Origin of the sequence: Mucilaginibacter sp. PAMB04168 (assembly GCF_039634365.2) — a bacterium.
Classification (GTDB): Bacteria; Bacteroidota; Bacteroidia; order Sphingobacteriales; family Sphingobacteriaceae; genus Mucilaginibacter.
Window position 1 is genome coordinate 4,387,331 of record NZ_CP155079.2, and the last position, 15,728, is coordinate 4,403,058.

The following is a 15,728-nucleotide window of genomic DNA, read 5'->3' on the forward strand; positions in this document are numbered from 1 at the left end:
AGCTAACAGGACGTTAAATTAAATAATTTTATAGAAATTTACCCTTACCTTATACTATATGAAGATTATAACCACCGATGAGTTTGCTAAAGCCACTAAGCTGGACAGGCTGAAAATGCCCGGCCTGGCGGCTTTGCTGATGGAGCTGATGAAGATTAACCAGGTTAACGATCTGTTTGCACAAGCGCAACCCAAACAAGGCCCCGAATTTGTGGATGCCATTTTACAGGGTTGCGGAGTTACTGTAGATTTTGATGAAAGTGAACTAAAGAACCTGCCTGCTGATGGCGCTTTTATTGCCATTGCCAACCACCCTTACGGCGGTATTGAAGGCATGATATTGCTGAAGATACTTTGTATGGCCAGGCCTGATGCTAAGCTCATGGCTAACTTTTTGCTCAAGAAGATCCCGAACCTGAGCGATTACTTTGTTGCCGTAAATCCTTTCGAGAACGTAGAACATTCATCAAGCATAAGTGGCATTAAAACTACACTGGAGCTGCTCAGGGAGGGTACGCCTATAGGCATATTTCCGGCCGGCGAGGTATCAACCTATAAGCTGGATGCCAAACAGGTTACCGACCGCATGTGGCACCCAGTAGTAGGTAAGCTAATAGCCAAAGCTAAAGTGCCGGTAGTGCCTATTTACTTTCATGGCAATAATGGCCTGCTGTTTAACCTGCTTAGCCTTATACACCCAACGCTACGTACCGCTAAGCTGCCGTCAGAATTGTTTAACAAACAGGGCCATACCATTAAGCTGCGCATAGGCAAACCCATTAACGTACAGGATATACCTAATTATAATAATGCTACGCAGCTGCTCAATTTTTTACGAGCTAAAACTTATGCTTTAGGCACCGGACTCGAAAATGAGAAGCGCTTATTTAACCCGCGCAACCTGTTCAAGATAAAAAAAGATCCTAAAGAAATTGTAGCCCCAACGAACAGCGAACTCATGGCCCGGGAACTGGCCCCGCTGAGAGAAAATTACAAAGTTTGGACGGAGAAGAATTATGAGGTTTTTATAGCCCCAACAGCGCTCATACCCTGCATTATACGCGAGATTGGCCGTTTGCGCGAACTTACCTTCAGGGCAGTAGGCGAAGGCACCAATAACAGTACCGATTTGGACGAGTATGATATTTACTATCATCATTTATTTATCTGGGATACCAAAACCAATATGATTGTGGGTGCCTACCGCATTGGTATGGGTGATGAGATATTTGACAGTTACGGTAAAAAGGGCTTTTATACAGCCAACCTGTTTAAAATTAAATCGCAGTTTAGCGAAGTGCTGCAAACCAGTTTAGAGCTGGGCCGCTCGTGGATACGTAAGGAATACCAGCAAAAAGCTCTCCCCTTATTTTTACTATGGAAAGGGATCCTAAAGTTTTTGATTGATAATCCGCGTTATAGATACTTGATTGGCCCGGTTAGTATCAGTAATACTTTCTCAAAATTCTCTAAGTCGCTTATTGTTGATTACATCACCCGTAACCATTTTGATCACGAAATGGCGCAGTATGTAAAACCACGCAAAAAATTCAAAGTGGATTTTGCCAGCATTGACACCGATTTGCTGCTGGCCGGTGAGGAAAATTTTAAGAAACTGGACAACCTCATTTCGGAAATTGAAACGCACAACATTAAAGTACCAGTACTGCTGCGCCAATACATTGCTTTAAACGCTAAAATTATCTGCTTTAATATAGACCCTAAGTTTGCCGATTGCCTGGACGGCTTTTTGGTGCTTGATTTGCAAAAGGTACCTCAAGATGTGTTAGATAAAATAGGACGCAATTTGTAAGCTTTAAAAAAATGAATAACAAAAAAGGCTGCCTGTATTAGGCAGCCTTTTTTGTTATTTAGATACTGTTAGTTACTTAACCATACCTGGAGTAGTGTAGGCTATATTTTGAGGATCGAATACCGCCCAGCTTGCAGCCCAGTTAGTAGTACCAAAGGCACCTTTGTAAGCAACTCTTTCAAAGAAAGAATCGCCGGTAAATTTAGGTGAAGCAAATGCAGCACCTGTAGCAGCAACCGAACCTGCTTTTAAGGTAAAGTCTGGTGTACCTGCGTATGTTGCATCAGTAGAAGACTTAAAGTCGATACCGTATTTCAACGGTGCAGTTAATAAATCATTTACCGATTTAGTAGCATCAAATAGGTTGTTTGCACGCAAGCCTGCTTCGAATAAAAGCTTGCTGGCGGCATTTACACCTTTCACTTCATTGCCCTTAACATTGCAACCATAAATGATGTTATCCAAAAATACCGAACGACCAGCTACATAGTTTGATGAAGCAGCAGTACCTGTACCGTCATCATAGTAAACACCTTCAGTATAGTTAGTTAATAATGTATTGAATATGCTGATAGATGAGTTACGACGTATTTGAGCAGCATGCTGAAAGTTAGCATTGATGTTTGATGTGCTGGTAACTGATACTAATGGACCAACAATAGTCATGTTTGAAAAAATCGCGCTGGTCTGCGGTGAGTTGGTTGAACCGGCGGCATCGTTATCAGACTCAAAACCGTTTGAGCCCGAAAAGTCGGCTATTACTTGTGCACGTTGCGCTAAACCAAATTGCACTTTACCCGAGAAACCAAAATCAGTATCAAAGTCATCATCCACCGCACCAATTGATAATAAGTGCTTAGCATTTACTGTCCCGCCAAACCATTCGAAAGAGTCATCGCCCGAGCGGTAAACTTCTACATAATCAATTGTAGTACCAGCACCAACACCACCCATGGTTAAACCATTGATTTCGTTATCTGGTGAAAATGGAATACCAGCGTACTCTATACGCACATATTTTAACGTACCCGAATTATCATTAGCATCAGTACCGCCATAACGGATGTATTTTTCCTCGTCGCCTTTGGCATCTAAACCACCTTCGATACGGGCAGTGTTACCAGTTGGGTTAATAGGTGCTTTACCTAATAAAATTACACCGCCCCAGTCACCGCTTGAACGGCCACCAGCTGCTGCATTTGATGTGAACACAATAGGTTTATCAACTGTCCCGGTAGCGTTAATTTTAGCGCCGCGGGTAATAACCAAAGTTGCTTTGCTAGCTTTATCGCCTTTAATGATAGTGCCCGGCTCAATAGTTAAAGTAGCGCCATTGGTTACATAAACAAAGCCTTTAAGGGTATAAATTTTATCGGCGGTCCAGGTTGTGTTGCTGGTAATATCGCCCGAAACTTCATTAGAGAAAGTTACTTCTTCGCCTTCGTCTTCATTTTTGCTGCATGAAGCGAAGCCTAAAACTGCAAGTAATAATAGGAGTAAGGAATATTTTTTCATATCAATTTTTTGATTTGTACAAAGTAATTAAGACAGTATAAAGTATATGTTAAGTGGCCTTTATGATACCGTTAACGTTAGCTTAGAAAGTGTAAGCGTATGACAGTGTATAGTTACTACCTGACTTAAAGCGGCTAACTATTGAACCGTCGCGCTCAATGTTATACTGCTTAGTGCTGTTTTTGTAATAGAACTGTGTTGGCTGGTTAAGGATGTCCCCGGCATTCAGTTTAAACTCGCCCTTGCCTTTAAATACCCGGTAGCCTATTTGTGCATCTACTACATCGCGTGAACGCTCGTAAATAGCCGGGAACTGGAAGCCACGTGCACGGTAAATGCGCTCACCAACGCGGTTATACAATAAATTAAAGCTTAACTTATTATCCATGGCGGTTTGTAACAGGCCTCCGTTAATTACATAAGGTGCCTGGCCTATCATTGGGCGTTTGCCACCTTCATCGGCAATAAACGAGCGCGTATCAGTTACCTGCGATTTAATAATGGCTACGTTGGTATAAAAGGTGGTATGCTTAAACTTAGGACCGATAAAATCGAGCGTTTTGCGCAACTCAAACTCAACGCCGTAATTATTTGCTTTTTGTGCGTTAAAGAAGTTAAAATCGGGTGTACTGTTCACATCATAGTAACCAGATTCAATCAGGTTTTTAAAGTTTTTATAGAAACCAGATATAGATATAATTTGACCGGCCGATGGGTAAAACTCATAGCGTAAATCAACATTATGAATTTGCGAACGCTTTAAGCTTGGGTTACCAGTAATAGTAGCCAGCAACTCATAATCATAATAACCAAATGGTGCCAGTTCTCTTAACTCGGGCCGGGCAACTGTGCGTGAATAAGAAAATCTGAGGTTAGCTTTTTGCGTTAAGCTGTAAGTAAAGTTAGCAGATGGTAAAAAGTCAATGTTATCTAAAGTTACTTCTGGCGTAGATGGGTTACGAGTCTTCAGATTAAGATTAAATTTTTCAACGCGTAAACCCCAAACCAAACGCATTTTATCGCCAAATTTGTTATCCAACATTGCATAACCGGCATTAGTCATGGCATTAGCTGTATAGCGTTCATCAGCATTTGGCAGCTCGCGCAGGTAGAAATTACCGCCATTTATAACCGAGCGACTGAAAATTTGATTTAAAGGCAGCTGGCGTACAGCCGATGCATTAGGCGAATTATCATTTAATAATAATCCTAAAAAGCGCACGTCAAAAGTTCTGTCGCGGTATTGCGAAACCAAACCAGCTTTAAAGGTTGCCTGCTGGTTAAAAAGCTTAACGGGTTTGCTGTAGTTGACATCTCCGGCAAATATATTTTCGTTCAGGTCTGAAAAAAAGCGAGCATTTTGCTTGCCTACTGAGGTGACGTCGGCTATATAAATACCGTCCCGTAACTGATAGTTTGTTTTACGCTGATCAGGCTGTTGGTTCATTACATTGCTATAGCTGGCATTCCAGGTAATTTTAGAACTGCCATTACCCAAGCCATGATCGCCTTGCAGTGTACCTTTGTATATACTTTTTTCAGTTAGGTCAAAAGCGGTAAAGCGATTGTCGGCGCTGCCCGTGGTCATATCAACACCTGATCGGGCAAAATATTGGTCGTCAAAAACCTTATTATAAAGGTTTTTAAATGTGATTTTATTTTTACCGAAGGTGTAGGCAAAGTTGGCGATGGCTCCTACGTTAGTTGAAAACTTATAACGATCGGCATTGTAAGTGTAAACGTGAAAATCATTTATTACGTTAGGATCGTGCTGCAAAGAGTTGCGGTAAGTAACTGCGAAAATAGCGCCTAACTTATTGCCGTTTTTGCCTACCTCTTTTACACGACCTAATGAAACCTGATAGTTTTGGTTCAAAAAAGCATTGGTGTTGTAAACATTGAAATTTGGGTTCAGTGAACGTAAAGGCGCAATGCTTTGCTCGGGGTTAGTAGTGCTTATGGATTGTACACGAGTTGAAGAAGGAAAGCTGCCGGGCAATTTATGTGATCCATTGTCAAAGCCAAAATAATCGGTTGTGTTACGGTAACCGCTTTTGAAATCTTTAAAGGTGGTGTTGGTATTGTAACCTAAACCTACATTTATTGATGTGAAATCTTCCTGCGGTATATCACGTGTGATGATTTGCACAGCGCCGCCTGCAAAATCGCCTGGCAAGTTGGGCATAGCCGTTTTGTTAATGATTAAATTATCAATAAGGTTTGATGGCACAATATCAAACGAAAAAGCTTTGCGGTTAGGCTCGGTGCTGGGCAGAGCAGTGTTATCCAACAAAGCAGTATTATAACGGTCGCCTAAGCCACGCACTACCACAAACTTGTTATCCTGAACGGTAGCACCACTTACCCTACGCAAAACTTCAGATGCGCTTTTATCGGGCGAGCGTTTAATTGTTTCGGAAGTTATACCATCAGTAATGGCCGCATTATTTTTTTGCTGTGCGTATAAAGAGTTAACCGATTCCTGACGGAACGTGGCCCGTACCGTAACCTGCTGAAGCTGCTGTGAATTAGCCGATGTTAACGTAATATTTAATGGTGTAACACCAGTAGCCTTAATTTGTACATCTGAAATGATCTTGTTTTGATAACCTACATATCGTATTAAGATACTGTATGTGCCGGCTTTAACGCCGGTTAGGCTATACTCGCCGTTTACATTAGTGGCGGTACCTTTATTAATACCTTGTACCATTAGGGTAGCGCCAATAAGCGCTTCGCCAGTTTTCTGGTCGGTGATTTTGCCACTCAACTTGCCCCCGGTTTGGGCCTGGGCTACATTGAATAAAACGGTTAATGATAAACAAAGGATGAGTTTAAATTGAATCGGGGCTAATTTTTTCACTTGCGTTTGATTGATGCAGCAAAAATATTAGCACAAGATTAGCTCAATATTACCTCTAAATTAACGATGTGTTTTGTTCATGTTAAACTAATGTTAATGAGCCAGGTTTGCATTGTTGATATAGCTTTAAGGTTACTTGAGTGTTATTGAGAAGTTAAAGTAACGGCTCCTCATATTAATGGTAATATACAATAGGAAGTTGGCTTTAAAACCCCGAAACAAACGGTGCCGCTTAATCTAAACGGATTGCTAAAGTGGCGCTGCTCTCTCAAAACAGAAAGCAGCCCCGTCCTTTTACATCACTAACTTAATAACGTCCTCGAGTTTGGCGCTAAATGCATCGTAATTTAACCTGGTTTCAAACTCATTTAACGAGGACTTAGAGAGCTCCACATAAGTTTCCCTGTTATTCCAAATCTTTGCCCACCGCTCTGCAAATGCTTCCGGCGACTCCGACTCGCCTAACATCAAACCATTGACACCTTCTTTTATAATTTCCGTTATTCCACCTGTGTGCCGACCTAAGGAGGGTAATCCATAAGCATTCGCCTCGCAAAACACACATCCATAACACTCGGCTACCGATGGCAACATTAGCGCTGAGGATGTTGCCAACAACTGCCTTAAGCGCTCCGCCTGTTCCGGTATATTCTTCCGCAAAAAGCCAATCTGTTTTACGTAAGGTTCAAACTCTGCTGCAATATTAGGAGTGCAGCCAACAATAAGCAGTTGCGCTTTTACACCCAGTTTATTTAGATGAACCACAAACCGCAGCGCGTCTGGACCACCCTTACGTTCCCAGGCAACGCCTAAAAATAAAAGCTTACAGGTGGCGCTTTGGGCACGACTGCCTATCCATGCATGTACAGCGTGTGCAACAGGCGCTTCTTTTAAATTAGCACCTAAGGGTATAGTATGAATTTTGGATGCTTCAACATTGTAATCTTTTAAAGCACTTTCAGAAGCCCAACCCGCAGAAAAAACTGCTGCAGTGGCTCTGTTTAAGGCCTTTTGATACATATCATTACCAGCCCTAATACTTCGCCCAGCTAAATTGCTAAAATCGCGGTAGTAGCCTACTAAGCTTGCAAAAGTAGTATCGTGAATCGATATGGCTGGTTGTTGAAAGGTTGTATAAGCTAAAAAATCAGCATGAATGCAAAGTACAACATCGGGTTTAATACGGGCCACTTCTGCATCAAACTGACGGGCAATGGCTTGAAGCGTTGTTTTTTCGACAGCAGACATAAACCACTTGCCTTGAAAGCGGTGATAAAAACGGCGCAACCAATTGTAATACCAAGGCTCGGCTGGTGTTATTAAAGTAATTGCTGAGATGCTATGCCCTCGTTTTTCTAAGGCATGTATAATATGTGCAGGAGTACCTGACCAGGTCTTTACAGAATAAGGGTCACCTAAGCTAGCAACAGCAATCTTCATTTAATCGAATGTTTAGGCGTGAATATTAAAGCGTTTTTTCAGTAACCTGTAATTCTTCCTTAAAACGTTGGTATAGGAAAAGTCTTTAGGCTTAGCATTCTTAAACGGCGTAAGTTTAATATATTTCCAGTAAAGCTTTTTATAAGGGTGATTATTGAAGTAATGCCACGGTTTGCCGCCAGTTGCGTAATGGATTATAGTTGGTGTAACCAGTAGTTTTGATGTTAAATTCATTGAATTGAACTTTTCGTCAAATCGCTCCCATTTATTACGGAAGAAAATGTTCAGTACGTCCTGATCCCACCAACGCAGTTTTCCCATAAACTTTTGGGCTATATCCATTAATTTGTCCGACACGTTGTCTTCACGCCATTTCTTCAGATTAATTAATAAAACACCTGCGTTAAAATATTTCTTTGTAGGGAAGCCAATTTCGTTCATCCATGCAATGCTGTCTGAAAGATTAAAATCATGAGAAGCCATGAGATAATTATCTTTTAGGTCAGTATCGGCCAACTCTTTTAAGCTATTTGTGACAATCAGATCTGAGTCTAAAAACAATCCTGAGTTTATATGGTCAGGTAATATATCAGCCAATAATAACCTAAAGTAGGTAGCCTTTGAAACATGACGTGAAATTGTATACTGATCAAACAGTGCTCCATCAATACTTATTAGGTTGATTGATGTTTGATATTTTTTCTGAAAATATTGAAGCACATAATTGAATGGACTAAAGTCAGCAATATCATTTATTAAATATACATTGATTACTAAGTCCTTATTGTTTTCTAATAAAGATGTCAGAGCAACGGTAAAGTGCTGAATATAATTTTCATCTATGGTAAAAAAAACGTTGAGCTCCTTTTGCATTTTGAAACAGATTAGGCAGCGATTTATTTAAAAACTTTATTTAGTCGACCAGTAGCTTTCATGGTATAACGCTTGCATAAAAAATTAGAAAAAGACATTTTCTTATTAAGTAACTCCTTAAATAGCCTTGCTAATACCTGGTAATCCTTAATAGATGTACGAAGAAATAGCCTGTTATATGCATTTTTTACATACAACAAAAGCTCGGGCTTTTGCATAACATCATATAACATTGATATTACGTAATACTCCTCGACCATTTTGGTCAGCCTACTTTCCGCACTAGCATAGTTTCTCGTCGAATTTGTATGTTCTCGGAAATAATTTAGCGCAAGGGCATTATACGCAACTTTGTTACTTTTAATAAGCAATATCCAAAACAACCAATCCCCTGACTTTTTTAGCCTTTCGATTAGTTTGAAAGCACTTTCTTGTAAATAGGATTTTCTAAAAACAACTGCGCTAGCGTTTACTATTACATTTTTTTTTAGCAAACAGGTTTCAATCAACTCATCTCCGCTTGTTACAAAATCAGCTTCCCAATTATATCGTGGCAAGTCACTTGTCCACCACAATAAATTGCTAAGCACTTTATCATGTTCATCAACCTGGTTTGAAGCGGAAAAGAATAAAGCCAAGTTTGGGTCGCTTTTTAGGGTATCAATAGCTGTAGCTAGAAAAACCGGGGCACACCAGTCATCACTTTCTGCTACCCATATATAATTTCCCTTAGCAAGGGATATACCTTTTTGCCATTGTTTAAAAGTAGTGCCGCTATTCTTTTCGTTGAAAATTATGTGACTTACCTTATCATTATCCCGGTATCTTTCTATTACCTCCTTGCTCTTGTCAGTTGAACAATCATCTAAAATAATCAATTCAAAGTTCTGAAACGTTTGATTTAAAACAGAAGTGATTCGCTGGTCAAGAAAACGCTCGTGGTTATAATTCGGGATAATGACAGAAACTTCAGGCATCCTTTAATATCTTAGCTGTTTGTTCCAAATATTGCCTTCCCCACTTTTGGTCGGGTTCGAGGTGATTGCCTTCTGCCCATTCATTCCAGGCATTTATAAAGAGATAGGTATCCTTATTTTCGTATCTTCCCTTTATAGCTTTCAGCCATTTGCTATAGTCTGAAGGTGTTGAATCTGTGAATATGGTTGCCCCTTTTGTACGCCGGGCGGCATTGTCCCAACCGGGCGTAATACCCGGAAACTCGTTTGCTTTGTAAGTGAATTCGCTATTAATCATTTGATCCACATAACTTGGGTACGAAGCAAAACGGTGACTATAAAAATCAGGCAACGGGTGCCCCAAACGGCGCTTTATCCTGTCTTTCAATTTCCGCTTAGGCTTTTTGGCAAAGCTTGACAAATTCGGTTGAAAATCAATTGAACAATCAAATCCCAGACTTTCAAAGTTATCGGGCTTGTAAGCGAAGCTCTGCATAAAGCCTATATACAGTTCTGTGCCGCTTTTTGCCGCTTCATCCCGCCAGGTTTTGATGGTTTGCTTAATATCAGGAAAAAGTGCAGGGCGGTATATCACAAAAAATGGCTTACCTTTTACTTTGATATATCTGTCGTCTTTAAAGAAAGTATTAAGCAAAAATCGAATGTGCTCAATGTCATCTTCGGTACTATAATCTTGCTTAATCAAAACCTCATGATCGAGCCCATCCCACCTTTTTGTCCAATTTTCATTAGCCCAGCAAAGCATAAATGGAAAGTCAGGAGTCTGAGTCTTCAGCATATCATCTAAGGGCCTGTTCATGATACGCTTACCGTTAAACCAATAATGATAATAACAAAAGCCATGAATACCGTACATACGCGCTAATTCGGCCTGAGCAATTCGGGCCTCTTCCAGCCTTAAGTCATAAAATCCTAAATCGGCAGGCAGATGAGGTTGATAGTGGCCTTTGAAAAGCGGTTTAGCTTTGGTAACGTTAGTCCATTCAGTAAATCCCTTCCCCCACCATTCGTCATTCTCGGCAAATGGATGAAATTGTGGAAGATTTATAGCGATAGGTTTGATCATTCTATATGCCTTCGTATTTTAAAATATAAACTTATAAGAAGCAAGTAAGCGGCACTCAAAAACTTAAATTGTCTTAATTGTAGCTTTGCATAACGCGAAATCTTCCGCTCTAAGCCTTTAAATGTGTCTTTATAAAGATCCTTAAAAAAGTACTTAATTATATTATTTGAAAAATCTTGCTCAAACTTCAAATCTCTGGAACTGGTACTAGCCCCGCCAGCATTGAACACAGCAATTTTTCGATCTACATAATGCATTTTGAACTTAGCTGCGACCCTGAGATTCAAGTCATAGTCAGCACAAATTTTATACAACTGGTTATAATTTCCGCACTCTTGAAATACGCTTCTATGATAGAATAGAGCTTGATGCGCAATATTCTTTTTAAGTAGCTTTTCAATGCTGAATTCGCCGTCATAAAGTTGGCCGTCAGTTCCCCAGCCAGTATTCCCTTTCAGGATAACGTTTCCGTAAATAACTTTTTCATTCCTATCCTTAATAACATCCACTATGTCACTAAGCACCTTGTCATCCGCAAGTTGATCATCGCTTCCTAAAAACATCAACCACTGGCCTTTTGCTAAAGCGATACCCTTATTCATGGCATCGTATATTCCCTTATCCGCTTCTGAGATGATTTTGATTTTGGGGTCATTGTAGGAATTTATAATTTTAGAAGTTTCATCTTTTGATAGTCCGTCTATTATCAAAATTTCATACCTGTCGTTAGTTTGATTTAAGATACTATCCAATGCATATCCTATAGTTGCCGAGCTGTTATACGTCGGAATTACTAGAGAATATATAGGGGAGTTATTTATCATTAAGATTTAACCAATTTATATCCCAAAACACGGAAAAGCTTTTTGATAGTCCGCCTGAATAACTTTTTGTAAATCGAGGAGGCCTGCTTCCTTGTCGCATGCGAAATATTAGTGTGCGGTGTTTCAAGTACCTTCTTACTTCTATGATGATTCAAGAGTTGCCCATAAGGCGAATTATAATATGGTAAGAAATGGTAATAATCTATTCTGCCTTGCTTACTCTGATTAACACAAAGAAATTCCTTGCTAATTCTATAACAATGTTCTTTATAATGATTTCCAAATTGAGTAGGCATCCTATATAAGTTTATCTTTCTTTTTTGGGCCAGTAATGAAAGTATGGATTGATCCCAACGATGATCAGCAAATCCAGGTAGGTTCTCTTTACCACAGGTATTTGGTAAATCAGTTATTATTCTTTCGTCAGAGCCGTATTTCAGCCACTCATTTAAAAAAGATATGGAAAGTTCATTTTTCCTCCAAAGAGAAAAAGCAGCATCACAATGCGGGGCGTGCCAGTATTCAGATTCATCACAGTTCATTAGGACAAAACAATCTCTTTTCGTCCATTCGTAATTTAACTGGTTAGCATTACCAAAAAGAAGAATAGGTTCTTTGTGTGCACATATGTTTATTAAAGGTTGCAGGTCTGCTATAACTTCTAAACCAGCATCACAGTATATCACAATATCATCTTCGGCAAGCTTATTAAAAGCCTCTAGAATAATGTAAGGTTTCCATAACCAATAACCAATTCCCTTAGGTTGCGAAAGGATACTTTCATTGTCTTTAAAAAACGAAGATTCCTTAATATCATCAAAGTCATATGATTCTATTCTATTGATATTAAATGACTGCGCCGAAGTATTCAGCCTAAAACGACTTTCTTTATAAAGATTATTAGAAAGATTCACCAAAGTTACTTCCATTTTAAATCAATTTCTTACTTGCACGATTGCTTCAGTTCTATTCTTGACCAACACATTTGATGGAACATCTTTAAAAATTAAATTGCCTGCACCTATTACAACATTATCACCAATAGTAACATTGTTCAATATAGTAACATTAGCCCCTATCCAACAATTAGAACCAATTGTTATATGGCCTATCTTACAAGGTTCATTTTGGATGATGGAATCCACGTTTTCGTAAATATGATTGTGATCATATAATTTCACTCCCTCCCCAAAAATTGTATATTTTCCTATGCGAATGTTGCCTAAGCAATTGATAGAACAATATCTGTTAAAATGCACTGAATCTTCTAGGATTAAACTTGCGTCTTTATACACCATGATGTTACAGAACTCTCTAAACCGCACATCATTTTTAATTTGTACATAAGCTTTAGGATCTATTTCTATAGCATTTTTTTTAAAGTCAAACCTAAATCCGTCACCTATAGACAGGTTAGGTGCATATTTTAAGAGCTTTTGTTTATTAATAAAATTAATTTTGTTATCTAATTTTACTTTAACCTTAATTAAAAAGGCGTCGACTATCCCTGATAATGCCATTTATTTATAGATATAAGTAATCCTGGTCTAGCTCCTGTGTTTAGAAAATTATCATGTTCAATACTGAAAGTAAGGTCTATCAAATCAAAAAGTTCAATATTAACGATACCCATTAAAAATTGGACTTTATAATTTCCAGTATTCAAATTATGAATATCTATTGGTACTACTACTTTATATCTTCCTTTCTTTCTGTGCAGCAAGGATTCGTCCAAGTCTGTATCTGCATTTGAATATATATGAGTTTCAAACGCATCCTTAACTAAAACACCTACGTTAAAATTTAAATAGTCTTCATTTACAACATATTCTAATTCAATATACGGCTTAGTACCGCCCTGAAAGACATTTGTGAGTTCACCTGATTCATTGTAAATCTTCGCCGATATAAACTGCCCTCTCTTTATAGGATTAGCCTCTACAAAATAAGAGGAAATATCCCCTCCGGCTGACATGTAAGTTTTTAAAGTTTCATGCACATCACTATCAACCAACACATTACCTTGTTGTAATAAAATACCTTTCTTGCATAACTGAGATATGCTGCTCATATTGTGACTGACAAATAAAACAGTCCTTCCCTCGCCCTTACTCACATCGTTCATTTTACCCAAGCACTTCTTTTGAAATTCTGCATCGCCTACGGCTAATACTTCATCTACAATCAATATCTCAGACTCGAGGTGGGCGGCCACGGCAAATGCCAAACGTACGTACATACCGCTTGAGTAGCGTTTTACCGGGGTGTCTATATAACGTTCTACACCCGCAAAATCAACTATGGCATCAAAGTGCTTCTTGATTTCGTGTTTGCGCATTCCTAGGATGGCGCCATTGAGAAAGATGTTCTCACGACCGGTAAGTTCAGGGTGAAAGCCGGTACCCACTTCCAGTAAGCTGGCTACACGGCCTTTTATTTTTACCGACCCGGTAGTCGGTGTGGTTACCCGACTCAACACTTTTAACAAGGTACTTTTACCGGCTCCATTGCGCCCTATAATTCCAACGGCATCGCCTTGCCCTATCTCAAAGTTTATATCTTTTAAACTCCAAACAATATCACTTGTACCCTTAATTGTGCGATCATTGGTTTGTCCAATCTTCAAATACGGATCTTCTTTACCGCGCATTAATGCAATACGGCGTTGTATATCTCTCGAAAGCGTACCTGTACTGAATTCTCCTAACTGATAGGCTTTGCTCAGGTTTTCGGCTTTAATAGCAATACTCATACTAATTGTCTAAAAATTTAATTAAACCGTATCCACAAAATTCTTCTCTACCCTGTTAAACACTACTAGGCCCAGAAAAAATATCACTATAGCAAAGGCTATACTATAGGCAAAAGCGCCGACATAGAAATGTCCTGTACCTAAGAAGCCATATCGCACTGTCTCAATTAAACCACTTAACGGGTTTAGAGCAATAATATCACGGTATTTGGCCGGAGCTGCTGCCAGTGGATAAATAACTGGAGTAGCATACATTAACAATTGCACACCAAATGTTATTAAGAAAACTAAATCACGGTACTTAGTTGTCATAGCGGTTATTATTAAACCTAAACCCAAGCCGATCATAGCCATAAGCAGTATAACAACTGGAAATAACATTATATACCAGTTTGGCTGAATGGTGCTGTTCTCTTGAAAAATGTAGTAAACTAATAATAGTAAGAATAGCACCAACTGTACAGAAAACTTCACCAAGTTTGAAAAAACTATACTCAGCGGCATAATTAAACGAGGAAAATACACTTTACCAAAAACGCTCGCGTTATCTCTAAATACAGTAGATGTTTTATTCAAACAGTCAGAAAAATAGTTCCAGGCGATAGTACCCGACATATAAAATAGAGGCGCGGGCGCACCACTGGTACTTATACCGGCTAACTTACCAAAGATGAAAGTGAAGGTTATGGTAGTAAAGATGGGCTGAATAAAGAACCAAAGTGGACCAAAGATGGTTTGCTTATAGAATGACACAAAGTCGCGCCGAACTAATAACCATAATAAATCCCGATAATTCCAAACATCCTTAAGATGAAGATTAAACACGCTATCCTGCGGTTTAAGCTCTATATCCCACTCGTTGGTTTCAGTAGTTACAGTACTCATGTTTATTTATTATTCAAGTAATTTATATGTATTCAGTTTGAATCCTTACTACTTCCCCCGCTCCAAATAAGCAAGCTGTTCGTACTGGTCAGAAATTCCGGAAGTTGCTCCGGAACCAATGTACTTAGGTTAATATGCCGCTTAACAAGTCCTTCAACTTTGTTAATTAAGCTTAGAATATATTTTTCATTCAGTTTACTACCCACCAGCAACAAGTCTATTTGCTGGCTATCAATTCCGCGTGCAAAATCGCCTATTATATAAGCCGATTGAAGATCGCCAACACGGCGTAAAACTTTTTCAATGATTTCATCTATACCCACAAACTTCATCAGTAAGTTATGGATATCGTTATATATGGAATTATTCTTATTAGCCTGGTAAATCTTTTTATTTCCCTCGGTGGCAGACACCAAAAGACCAGCTTCTTCGAACCGGTTTAGCTCTATACGAATGGCGTTGCTCGATTCACCAAATTCGCTTTCTAAACCCCGGAGGTAGGATTTATTATTACCATTTAAGAAAAACTTAAGCAGCAATTTTAGGCGAGTCTTTGATGTTATAAGTGTATCGAGCATGTATAATATTCTATCTGAATTTAACTTACAGAATAGATTGAGTAACAAAACTACTCAATAGCAATTTGACATGCAAATAAATATTTATCTTTTTATCAAATAATATATTGGTTTGTTGATGAAATTGTGTAAAAACCGAGAA

General features: G+C 39.0%; 13 protein-coding genes. 1 reads left to right on the plus strand and 12 read right to left on the minus strand.

Annotated features, from left to right (window positions below; genetic code table 11):
• The first annotated feature begins 58 nt into the window (after positions 1-58).
• Positions 59-1,813: a GNAT family N-acyltransferase gene (locus ABDD94_RS18515; protein ID WP_345953480.1), complete on the plus strand. Its 1,755-nt coding sequence runs from the start codon at positions 59-61 to the stop codon at positions 1,811-1,813.
• 72 nt (positions 1,814-1,885) lie between these two features.
• On the opposite strand, the gene ABDD94_RS18520 is transcribed toward ABDD94_RS18515, so the two are convergent.
• The 12 genes from ABDD94_RS18520 to ABDD94_RS18575 form a co-directional block, all read right to left on the minus strand.
• Entirely contained in the window at positions 1,886-3,328 is a 1,443-nt protein-coding gene (locus tag ABDD94_RS18520; RefSeq protein WP_345953481.1) for a hypothetical protein, read from the minus strand.
• 82 nt (positions 3,329-3,410) lie between these two features.
• Positions 3,411-6,191 carry a TonB-dependent receptor gene (locus ABDD94_RS18525; protein WP_345953482.1) on the minus strand — a complete coding sequence of 927 codons (2,781 nt, stop codon included), beginning with the start codon at positions 6,189-6,191 and terminating at the stop codon, positions 3,411-3,413.
• Between the two features lie 294 nt (positions 6,192-6,485).
• Positions 6,486-7,631, minus strand: a complete 1,146-nt coding sequence (locus ABDD94_RS18530; RefSeq protein WP_345953483.1) for a glycosyltransferase family 4 protein — start codon at positions 7,629-7,631, stop codon at positions 6,486-6,488.
• Positions 7,632-7,643: 12 nt separating this feature from the next.
• The gene (locus tag ABDD94_RS18535; protein WP_345953484.1) at positions 7,644-8,504 is read right to left on the minus strand and encodes a glycosyltransferase family 8 protein; all 861 of its coding nucleotides are present in this window, start codon (positions 8,502-8,504) and stop codon (positions 7,644-7,646) included.
• Between the two features lie 23 nt (positions 8,505-8,527).
• Positions 8,528-9,481 (minus strand): glycosyltransferase family 2 protein, encoded by a 954-nt coding sequence (locus ABDD94_RS18540; protein ID WP_345953485.1) that lies wholly within the window; start codon positions 9,479-9,481, stop codon positions 8,528-8,530.
• A complete protein-coding gene (locus ABDD94_RS18545; RefSeq protein WP_345953486.1) occupies positions 9,474-10,547 on the minus strand; it encodes a glycoside hydrolase family 99-like domain-containing protein in 1,074 nt (357 codons plus the stop codon). Before ABDD94_RS18545 ends, ABDD94_RS18540 begins: the two co-directional genes overlap by 8 nt.
• Positions 10,544-11,299 carry a glycosyltransferase family 2 protein gene (locus ABDD94_RS18550; protein WP_345953487.1) on the minus strand — a complete coding sequence of 252 codons (756 nt, stop codon included), beginning with the start codon at positions 11,297-11,299 and terminating at the stop codon, positions 10,544-10,546. Before ABDD94_RS18550 ends, ABDD94_RS18545 begins: the two co-directional genes overlap by 4 nt.
• Before the next feature lie 71 nt (positions 11,300-11,370).
• Entirely contained in the window at positions 11,371-12,300 is a 930-nt protein-coding gene (locus ABDD94_RS18555; protein WP_345953488.1) for a hypothetical protein, read from the minus strand.
• Positions 12,301-12,306: 6 nt separating this feature from the next.
• The gene (locus ABDD94_RS18560; protein ID WP_345953489.1) at positions 12,307-12,891 is read right to left on the minus strand and encodes an acyltransferase; all 585 of its coding nucleotides are present in this window, start codon (positions 12,889-12,891) and stop codon (positions 12,307-12,309) included.
• A complete protein-coding gene (locus ABDD94_RS18565; RefSeq protein WP_345953490.1) occupies positions 12,873-14,123 on the minus strand; it encodes an ABC transporter ATP-binding protein in 1,251 nt (416 codons plus the stop codon). Before ABDD94_RS18565 ends, ABDD94_RS18560 begins: the two co-directional genes overlap by 19 nt.
• A gap of 21 nt (positions 14,124-14,144) precedes the next feature.
• Positions 14,145-15,008, minus strand: coding sequence for an ABC transporter permease (locus ABDD94_RS18570; protein ID WP_345950601.1), 864 nt, complete (start codon positions 15,006-15,008; stop codon positions 14,145-14,147).
• Positions 15,009-15,040: 32 nt separating this feature from the next.
• Positions 15,041-15,586, minus strand: a complete 546-nt coding sequence (locus ABDD94_RS18575; RefSeq protein ID WP_345953491.1) for an ArsR family transcriptional regulator — start codon at positions 15,584-15,586, stop codon at positions 15,041-15,043.
• Positions 15,587-15,728 lie beyond the last annotated feature (142 nt).

Bases quoted from the DNA above. Each gene is read 5' to 3' on its own strand.
- ABDD94_RS18515 (WP_345953480.1), top strand. From the start codon at position 59: ATGAAGATTATAACCACCGATGAGTTTGCTAAAGCCACTAAGCTGGAC.
- ABDD94_RS18520 (WP_345953481.1), bottom strand. From the start codon at position 3,328: ATGAAAAAATATTCCTTACTCCTATTATTACTTGCAGTTTTAGGCTTC.
- ABDD94_RS18530 (WP_345953483.1), bottom strand. From the start codon at position 7,631: ATGAAGATTGCTGTTGCTAGCTTAGGTGACCCTTATTCTGTAAAGACC.
- ABDD94_RS18535 (WP_345953484.1), bottom strand. From the start codon at position 8,504: ATGCAAAAGGAGCTCAACGTTTTTTTTACCATAGATGAAAATTATATT.
- ABDD94_RS18540 (WP_345953485.1), bottom strand. From the start codon at position 9,481: ATGCCTGAAGTTTCTGTCATTATCCCGAATTATAACCACGAGCGTTTT.
- ABDD94_RS18545 (WP_345953486.1), bottom strand. From the start codon at position 10,547: ATGATCAAACCTATCGCTATAAATCTTCCACAATTTCATCCATTTGCC.
- ABDD94_RS18555 (WP_345953488.1), bottom strand. From the start codon at position 12,300: ATGGAAGTAACTTTGGTGAATCTTTCTAATAATCTTTATAAAGAAAGT.
- ABDD94_RS18560 (WP_345953489.1), bottom strand. From the start codon at position 12,891: ATGGCATTATCAGGGATAGTCGACGCCTTTTTAATTAAGGTTAAAGTA.
- ABDD94_RS18565 (WP_345953490.1), bottom strand. From the start codon at position 14,123: ATGAGTATTGCTATTAAAGCCGAAAACCTGAGCAAAGCCTATCAGTTA.
- ABDD94_RS18570 (WP_345950601.1), bottom strand. From the start codon at position 15,008: ATGAGTACTGTAACTACTGAAACCAACGAGTGGGATATAGAGCTTAAA.
- ABDD94_RS18575 (WP_345953491.1), bottom strand. From the start codon at position 15,586: ATGCTCGATACACTTATAACATCAAAGACTCGCCTAAAATTGCTGCTT.